At 60.7% G+C, this 7,617-nt stretch carries 8 protein-coding genes; 4 read left to right on the top strand and 4 right to left on the bottom strand.

Annotated features, from left to right (window positions below):
* The 4 genes from AC0L2A_RS31105 to AC0L2A_RS31090 form a co-directional block, all read left to right on the top strand.
* On the top strand, positions 1–180 hold a 180-nt coding region (locus AC0L2A_RS31105; RefSeq protein WP_473612059.1), incomplete at its 5' end, for a hypothetical protein.
* A 250-nt stretch (positions 181–430) separates the two neighbouring features.
* Positions 431–2,071, top strand: coding sequence for an alpha/beta hydrolase (locus AC0L2A_RS31100; RefSeq protein ID WP_473612058.1), 1,641 nt, complete (start codon positions 431–433; stop codon positions 2,069–2,071).
* Between the two features lie 115 nt (positions 2,072–2,186).
* The gene (locus AC0L2A_RS31095; protein ID WP_473612056.1) at positions 2,187–2,690 is read left to right on the top strand and encodes a hypothetical protein; all 504 of its coding nucleotides are present in this window, start codon (positions 2,187–2,189) and stop codon (positions 2,688–2,690) included.
* A gap of 230 nt (positions 2,691–2,920) precedes the next feature.
* The gene (locus AC0L2A_RS31090; RefSeq protein ID WP_473612055.1) at positions 2,921–3,283 is read left to right on the top strand and encodes a helix-turn-helix transcriptional regulator; all 363 of its coding nucleotides are present in this window, start codon (positions 2,921–2,923) and stop codon (positions 3,281–3,283) included.
* Positions 3,284–3,363: 80 nt separating this feature from the next.
* Here AC0L2A_RS31090 and AC0L2A_RS31085 read toward each other — a convergent pair whose 3' ends face one another.
* Genes AC0L2A_RS31085 through AC0L2A_RS31070 form a run of 4 tightly spaced genes read right to left on the bottom strand, consistent with a single transcriptional unit; the run spans position 3,364 to position 7,564 of the window.
* On the bottom strand, positions 3,364–4,422 hold the full coding sequence (locus tag AC0L2A_RS31085; protein ID WP_473612054.1) for an ABC transporter ATP-binding protein: 1,059 nt from the start codon (positions 4,420–4,422) through the stop codon (positions 3,364–3,366).
* 44 nt (positions 4,423–4,466) lie between these two features.
* Positions 4,467–5,288, bottom strand: coding sequence for a carbohydrate ABC transporter permease (locus tag AC0L2A_RS31080; protein WP_023797160.1), 822 nt, complete (start codon positions 5,286–5,288; stop codon positions 4,467–4,469).
* Entirely contained in the window at positions 5,289–6,227 is a 939-nt protein-coding gene (locus tag AC0L2A_RS31075) for a carbohydrate ABC transporter permease (RefSeq protein ID WP_287066539.1), read from the bottom strand.
* Positions 6,227–7,564, bottom strand: a complete 1,338-nt coding sequence (locus tag AC0L2A_RS31070) for an ABC transporter substrate-binding protein (protein ID WP_473612052.1) — start codon at positions 7,562–7,564, stop codon at positions 6,227–6,229. Before AC0L2A_RS31070 ends, AC0L2A_RS31075 begins: the two co-directional genes overlap by 1 nt.
* Positions 7,565–7,617 lie beyond the last annotated feature (53 nt).

The following is a 7,617-nucleotide window of genomic DNA, read 5'->3' as shown; positions in this document are numbered from 1 at the left end:
CCACCCCCCCCCACCCCTCTTGTTGGGGGGGGGGGGGGGTTGTTTTTTTTTAAAAACACACTTTTTGGGTATACCCCCCGGGGCCCCCCCCCCCCTTCGGGGGGGCCCCCCCCCCAGCCCGAACGCGACGGCGATCTCATCACGATAGAACTGGATTGCTGCCGCGGCCCGACGGAGTAAGTCGGCGCGCTCCACAGGCTCAGGGGTACGGCAACGGTGACAACTGCCCTGACGCCACGGTCGCCATGATCCTATACCCAAATGGGTCATGCGCGGCCCATGGAACCACTCTATTATCGATGAGGGGTAGCTTGCTGCGAGCAAAATCGCACTTGGCAATTGGTGGGGCAGGGGGAAACTACGATCATTCCTACGACCGCGCTGATGTCAAAGCTGAGTGGTGGCGAGCGAATGCCTCAGGCCTTGCTTCATGCTGGAGGGCAACATGCGCGCCTCTTTTCGACGTATGTTCATCAATCTGGATCGAGTACTCCTTAAGCTCGCGTCAGCTGTACTTCTCTTTTGCGCGTGGAGCGGGGATATCCATGCCAGAGAGCTCAAGGCAGGAGAGTTCAAGAAAACGAATTGCTGGTTCGAGGTTCCGCGCGACCGTGGAATGACGTGCGGGACTCTCAGTGTCCCTGAAAACCGCAAAAAAGCTTCTGGGACTGAAATCACTCTATCGGTGGTGGTCTTCGAACCCGACCGCGAGCGGCATGAGCCCATTGTGTTTCTCACGGGCGGGCCGGGCCAGCCCACCGATATTGGCGACAGGGAAGACATCGAGGCATGGTGGCAGTTCATAAGTGATCAAAATTGGATGATCGGGCGCCGAGTGGTCGTGGTCGACCAACGAGGGATAGGAAAGTCAATTCCCAGGCTGAGCTGTTCGCGATACTTCAAGGCCGATCATTGGAACTCCATTTCGTTAAGCGTCGATGCTGAAATCAGCTTTGACAAGCTCATGAGAGATGAGGTGGCCGCGTGCCGAAGCGCGCTGATAGCAAAGGGCATTGATCTTTCCGCCTACAACACCACCGAAAATGCAGCAGATATCAACGACGTTCGGAAGGCTCTTGGCATAAAGAAGTGGGTACTCTACGGCGTCTCTTACGGCACAAGAGTTGCCTTGGAAGTGATGAACGAGCATCCAGAGGGCATCTCGGCGAGCATTCTGGATTCCGTTCTTCCCCTTGATATCGACTACCTCAAGGAAGACGGAAAAAATCTGGATCGTTCTTTGCGACTGCTGGAACGAGATTGCCAAAAATCAAAAAATTGCATGCGCGAACTGGGAGACGCGGTGCGAGCGATCGTAAAGCAATTGGACAAACAGCCGGTGCTTTTGCGGAGCGATGACGGAGAAAACGCTCCCGCTCAGTACAGATATGTCTCCGGAGCGGATTTTCTCGAACTTGTATTCGGGCTGCTATATGATCGTTACGCTATCGAAGATATTCCAAAGCTCGTCGAGAAAACATACGAAAACGATTTCAGACCGCTTGCGGATATGATCTTTGAAGGTGACGCTACCGAGATTGCCCAGGGTATGGATTTTTCGGTCACTTGCTCTGAGACCAACAGATCCGAGCTGCCTGACAAGCGCCTCGAATACTGGACGAAGTGGATCGGAGAGGCCGACTATACCTGGGTTTGCCCGCTTTGGTTTCCCCAGGGAATGACGGTTTCGCAAAAGCATCCCCGCCGCCTGGATATCCCGACCCTGCTGTTGTCGGGAGAGTATGATCCGGCAACACCAACTCACTGGGCATATCGTGCGGCCAAAAGCCTTCCTTTTGGGCAGGTCGTCGTGCTTCGCGGGATTGGGCACGATGTGATCGATTCCGACCCTTGCGGATCTGAGGTTGTCGCCGATTTCCTGGCCAACCCCAGACGCAAGCTGAAGACTGGGTGCATTGGACGGATGCAGGCCCCGCAGTTCACCGCGGCGGCGGAGGAGCAGTGGCGAGGGCCAGAAATGCAGCGGGCTGCGGCGATAAGGTCGCCAAAGCAGATGAGGTCGCCGTTCCGGTTCAGGCATCGCTCTTCAACATCGCCCAAAAAACACTAATTCCCTGGCGGCAAGCGCCGGCAAGCTGCATCACGATCGCGGGCGGCCCCGAGACGGTCCGACTCGCTATCCAACATTCGGTATGTTTAGATAGGTGCCTACCAAGGGGCTGGCGGTGGGCGCTGCTTTCGATTTTGACGCGATCGGTGTTGCCTTTGTCGAGGCAGCCCTCGATCCATCACGGTGGGATTCCGCGATGGAGGTGGCAGAAAAGGCCACCGGGAGCGCCGGAGCGCTGCTCTTCGACATAAAAGGGCATCTGCCACTCGTGCCTTGCAGCCGCACCATGGCCCCTGCTCTCGACACCTATGTCCGCGATGGTTGGATTGACCGCGACGAGCGGTATCGCCTCATCAACTTCCTCGATCGGAAAGGGGTCACCTCGGAGTTCGACCTCCTGACGTCAGACGATATCGCCAAGCATCCATACTACCAGGAATTCCTCGCGCCATTCGGCCTGCGATGGTGCGCAGCCGTCAAGATCGCCGCCGGAGACGACTTCTGGGCGCTGTCGCTGCAACGGTCGATCCAACAGGGCCCGTTCACGCCAGACGAAATGAGACAGCTGGCGGACCTTTCGAACAGCTGGGCTCTGTGGCCGCAGTTGCGCGGGCGATAGGTTTCGGGAGGGCCGACGCGGCACTGGATGCGTTTGGCGCCACCGAAACGCCTGCGGTCATGTTGGACAGAAGTGGCAATGTCCTCCGGTCCAACGCTCCGGCGGAAAGGCTTCTGGGGCGAGGCCTGCAGATTACGCGCCGGCGTCTGGTCTCCTTTGACCGAACCGCGACCGATGCTCTCGACCGATCGCTGAAAGCGCTGCTGTGTTCGCCGGACACGGCCGCATCGATGCCACCCGTGCCACTGCCCAGGCTGCAAGGGCGACCGCTCCTTGCCTATCCGTTGCGACTGCCGAAAGTCTCCTACAACGCGCTGGCGCCGTGCCAGGCAATCGTCATCCTCATTGATCCTGACGCGAGACTCCCTCCTCCTGCCGAAGACGTGCTGCAGGCCTGCTTCAGGCTGACAGCGTCCGAAGCGAGGCTGGCGAGAAAGATTTGCGCGGGACACGGCGTTGAAGCGGCAGCTGACGAACTTGGCGTTTCCTATGAGACCGGGCGCAACCAGCTGAAATCGGTCTTCGCGAAGACGCAGACGCATCGGCAGTCGGAGCTGGTCGCGCTTCTCACAAGGCTCTCGAACGGCCGATAGTTTTTCGCGCATGACCGTTCTGTCCAGTATCATCGGTTGTTGCACGCCTCCGCTCGTGACCCCGCCGCCCTGGCACACCATCATATACGCCGACCTGTTTTCGCGTCGAACAGATGGGCGCAGGCGCGATCGACTTCGATCCCTATCGCCGCGCCCTGCTTGAGCGGCAGCCGCTCGCGGAACAGGCAGGCAATTTCCTCGCCGGCGCAGTCGACCTTGGCGAAGATTTCCGAACCCGTGGCTTCCAGAAGCGTGACCGTGCCCGGCATGCCCTGGGCAGTTGCGCGGATGTGCTCGGGACGGATGCCGTAGACAAGTTCGCGTCCTGCAGCGTCGGTCGGACGGGCGCCTTCCGGCAGCGGCAGGATCAGCCCGCCGGCGCTGCGGAACACGCCTTCCTCGATGCGGCCGGCAATAAAATTCATGGCGGGCGAGCCGATAAAGCCGGCAACGAAGAGATTGGCCGGCTGGTCGTAGAGGTCGAGCGGCGCACCGATCTGCTCGACCAGGCCGTCATGCAGCACGACGATCTTGTCGGCCATCGTCATGGCTTCGATCTGGTCATGCGTGACGTAGATCGTGGTGGTGCCGAGCCGCTGGTGCAGCGCCTTGATCTCGCCGCGCATCTGGACGCGCAGCTTGGCGTCGAGATTGGAGAGCGGCTCGTCGAACAGGAAAACCTGCGGGTCGCGCACGATGGCGCGGCCCATGGCGACGCGCTGGCGCTGGCCGCCGGAGAGCTGACGCGGGTAGCGCTCAAGCAGCTTTTCCAGGCCGAGGATGCTGGCGGCATTCCTGACGCGGCCGGCGGTATCGGCAGGATCGGCTTTCTTGATCTTGAGGGCAAAGCCCATGTTGTCGGCCACGGTCATATGCGGATAGAGCGCGTAATTCTGGAACACCATGGCGATGTTGCGGTCCCGCGCCCGCAGATTGTTGACCATACGCTCGCCGATGGTGATCTTGCCGCCCGAGATCGTTTCAAGGCCGGCGATCATGCGCAGCAGCGTCGACTTTCCGCATCCCGACGGGCCGACCAGGATGACGAATTCGCCGTCGGCGATGTCGACGCTGACGTCGTGAATGATCTTGGTGGCTCCGAAAGCCTTCTGCACGTTGTTGATGGTTACCGATGCCATTGGATTTCTCCGGGAGAAGAGTGATGTCGAGCTGGAATGCGTCTTCAGCCGCCCTTGACCGCGCCGGCGGTCAGTCCGGCGACGATCTGCTTTTGCGCGAACATGGTCAGCACCAGCACCGGCAGCGTCACCACCAGTGCGGCGGCGGCGAGCGGCCCCCAGCTCACCTGCTCATAGGAAAGCATGTTGTAGACGGCGACCGGCAGCGTCCGCGTCTCACGGCTGGCGAGCACCACGCCAAAGACGAAATTGTTCCACGAAAAGATGACGGACAGGATGAAGGCGACAACGATGCCCGGCTTGGCGATGGGCAGGGCGACCAGCCGGAACACCTGCCAGGAGCTGGCCCCGTCGATGTTGGCCGCCTCTTCCAGTTCCATCGGCGTGGTCTCGAAATAGCCGATCATCACCCAGACCACGATCGGCACCGTCACCACCAGATGGATGATGATCTGCGGCCAGAGCGTGCCGAGTATCCCGATCCATTGGAACAGCAGAAACAGCGGGATGAGATAGGACAGCCCCGGCGTCATGCGGGCGATCATGATGACGACCGCCGATTTTTCGGCCTTGAGCCGCGCTATGCCATAGCCGGCCGGTACGCCGATCAGCAGCGCCAGCAGTGTCGCCGTGCCGGTGACCAGAACCGAATTCCAGAGATAGAGCAGGAAATTGTTCTCCTCGAACACTTTTACATAGTTCGACCAGGCGAAGCGTTCGGGGATCAGGATCGGCGGATAGGCGCCGTTGTCGATCTCGAATTTCAGCGAAAGCGAGATCATCCAGAGAAAGAAAAGAATCGCCGGCGAGACGATGACCAGTGCCGCGAAAAACAGGCCGATCTGGTTGAGCAATCGTGAGCTCATCTATTTGCCCTCCGCGTCGTTCCACTGCGAGCGCTGGCGCAGCATCAGGAGGATGAAGGACAGCGCCACGATGACAATGAAGAACACCACGGCCATGGCTGACCCATAGCCGATGTCGTAATAGGAGAAGGCGGTGTTGTAGAGATAGATGTTGATGGTTTCGGACGCCGTGCCCGGCCCGCCCTGGGTCATCGCATAGATGATGTCGAAGCTCTTCAGCGCATCGATGGTGCGGATGATCAACGCAATCATCAGGAACGGCGCGATCATCGGCAAAGTGAGGTAGCGGAATTGCTGCCAGGCATTGGCGCCGTCGATCTCGGCGCTCTCGAACGGCTCGCGCGGCACCGAGGCCAGCCCGCCCAGCACGATCAGCATCACCAGCGGCGTCCACTGCCAGGTCTCGACCGCGACCAGCGAAGGGATGACCGTGTTGGCGTTGAATATCCATTCCTGCGCCGGGATGCCGACCAGCGACAGAAGGTAGTTGAGCACACCGAGCTGGGGATGGAACATCATGGTCCAGACCAGCGCCACGGCAACCGGCGTTGCCATCATCGGCATGACGAAGACGCCGCGCAGCAGGCCGCGCAGCGGAAACCTGGCGTCGAAGATCAGGGCGGCGACAGTGCCCAACAACATCGGCGCTGCCACCGACAGCGAGGTGTAGGTCAATGTATGAACAAGCGATTCCCAGAATCGCGGGTCGCTGGCCAGACGGAGATAGTTTTCCATCCCGGCAAAGCTCCGCGACTGGCCGAGCGTCCAGCGGTTGACGCTCATCCAGAGCGTGAACGCCCAGGGAAAGACGATCACGGCGCTAACGACGACGAGCGCCGGAACGACGAAGGGCCAGTAGTTGGGAGCCAGCCGGATCGTCTGGCTCCCTTCGATGGCTTGCGTCGTCACCCCGGTGCGTTCAGGGGCGATGGCGGACATCAGCCCTGCTCGCTCCTGTCGAGAACCGGCTGGAACTGTGCGGTGGCCTTCTTCAGCTCTTCGGCAGGATCGGCACCGGCAATCATGTTGGTCAACGCCACGCCGTAGATGTCGCGGAACTCGGTGACAGGGATGATCACCGGCAGCGCCAGCCTGCTGATATTGCCGGACTGAACCACTGCATCGAGCCAGCTTGCCGGCATGGTGACGCCTTCGCGCACCTTTGGGTCTTCCAGCACCGACTTGCGGAACGGCACGCCGGCGCCGGCCTGGAGCAGGCGTGCGCCCATCGCCGGGGAAACCGCCCACTGACAGAACAGATAGGCGGCCTCCTTCTTTTCACTGGAGGCGGTCACCCCGAGGCCGTCGCCAAACGTTCCGGAGGCATGCGCCTTGGGCCCCTTGGGCATGACGCCGTAGCCGACCTTGCCGACCACGCGCGACTTCTCGGGATTTTCCATCGGCGGGGCAAAACCGACGCCATCGAACCACATGCCGATCTTGCCTTGCAGGAACGCGGACTGCGCTTCCGCCCAATTGAAGCCGGTGACGCCCGGAGGGGCGGACTTGGTCATCAACCTCTGGTAGAGGGCAGCGGCCTCGATCGCCTCGGGCGTTTCGGTGCGCAGCTTTCCCTTGTCGTCGAGCGGCGTCATGTCGTAGCCGAGCATCAGCGACGTCCACACCGGCGTGTTGGCATTTTTCAGGCCGCGGGCGACGAAGCCGAACGTGTTGGTCGATGGATCGGTCAGCGCTTCGGCGGCGGCCACCAGTTGGTCGAACGATTCCGGGTACTTTACGCCCTTGGCCTCGAACAGCTCCTTGTTCCAGTAGACGATCCAGTAGTCCACCGAGAAGGGCAGCGAACGCAGCACGCCCTGGTTGTCCTTGGCGAAAAGCATGCCGGCCTCGGCGAAATCGCTTTCGACCAGGCCGGGATCGGTCAGGGTCGGATCGGCGAGATAGCCGGCGATGTCGGCCAGCCAGCCACCCTTTTCGAACTGGCGCTTCTGCACGTGATAGCTCAAATGCACGACATCGAAGCTCGGTCTGCCGGAACTGAGCTCGATCACTGTCTTCTGCCGCTGCTGCTGTTCCGGCGTCGCCTCGGCGTTGACCTTGATGCCGGTCAGTTCCTCGAATTCGGCGATGTATTTCAGGATGGTGTCGCTGCGCGGGCTTTTCACCAGATTGACGTCGAGCGTGGTGCCGGCAAAGCGCTTCCAGTCGACGCTGGCGGAAAAGCTCGGGCGAAGGCCGGCCATGCCCGCGGCGGCGAGCGCCGTGGTTCCTGCAAGGACTTGCCTTCTCGTTGGCTTGAACGGATTGGACGACATTTCTTCCTCCCTTGGGTTGCTGTCGTTGTTGATAGTGTCGCGGCAGCCGCGAA

The organism is Mesorhizobium sp. WSM4844, assembly GCF_055811775.1.
The sequence above is the reverse complement of the archived record's forward strand: the minus strand, read 5'-3'. Positions and strand labels throughout refer to the sequence as shown.

What these genes read in the sequence shown, in the direction of transcription:
- AC0L2A_RS31100 (WP_473612058.1), top strand. Translation starts at nt 431, where the DNA reads ATGCTGGAGGGCAACATGCGCGCCTCTTTTCGACGTATGTTCATCAAT.
- AC0L2A_RS31090 (WP_473612055.1), top strand. Translation starts at nt 2,921, where the DNA reads ATGCCACCCGTGCCACTGCCCAGGCTGCAAGGGCGACCGCTCCTTGCC.
- AC0L2A_RS31085 (WP_473612054.1), bottom strand. Translation starts at nt 4,422, where the DNA reads ATGGCATCGGTAACCATCAACAACGTGCAGAAGGCTTTCGGAGCCACC.
- AC0L2A_RS31080 (WP_023797160.1), bottom strand. Translation starts at nt 5,288, where the DNA reads ATGAGCTCACGATTGCTCAACCAGATCGGCCTGTTTTTCGCGGCACTG.
- AC0L2A_RS31075 (WP_287066539.1), bottom strand. Translation starts at nt 6,227, where the DNA reads ATGTCCGCCATCGCCCCTGAACGCACCGGGGTGACGACGCAAGCCATC.
- AC0L2A_RS31070 (WP_473612052.1), bottom strand. Translation starts at nt 7,564, where the DNA reads ATGTCGTCCAATCCGTTCAAGCCAACGAGAAGGCAAGTCCTTGCAGGA.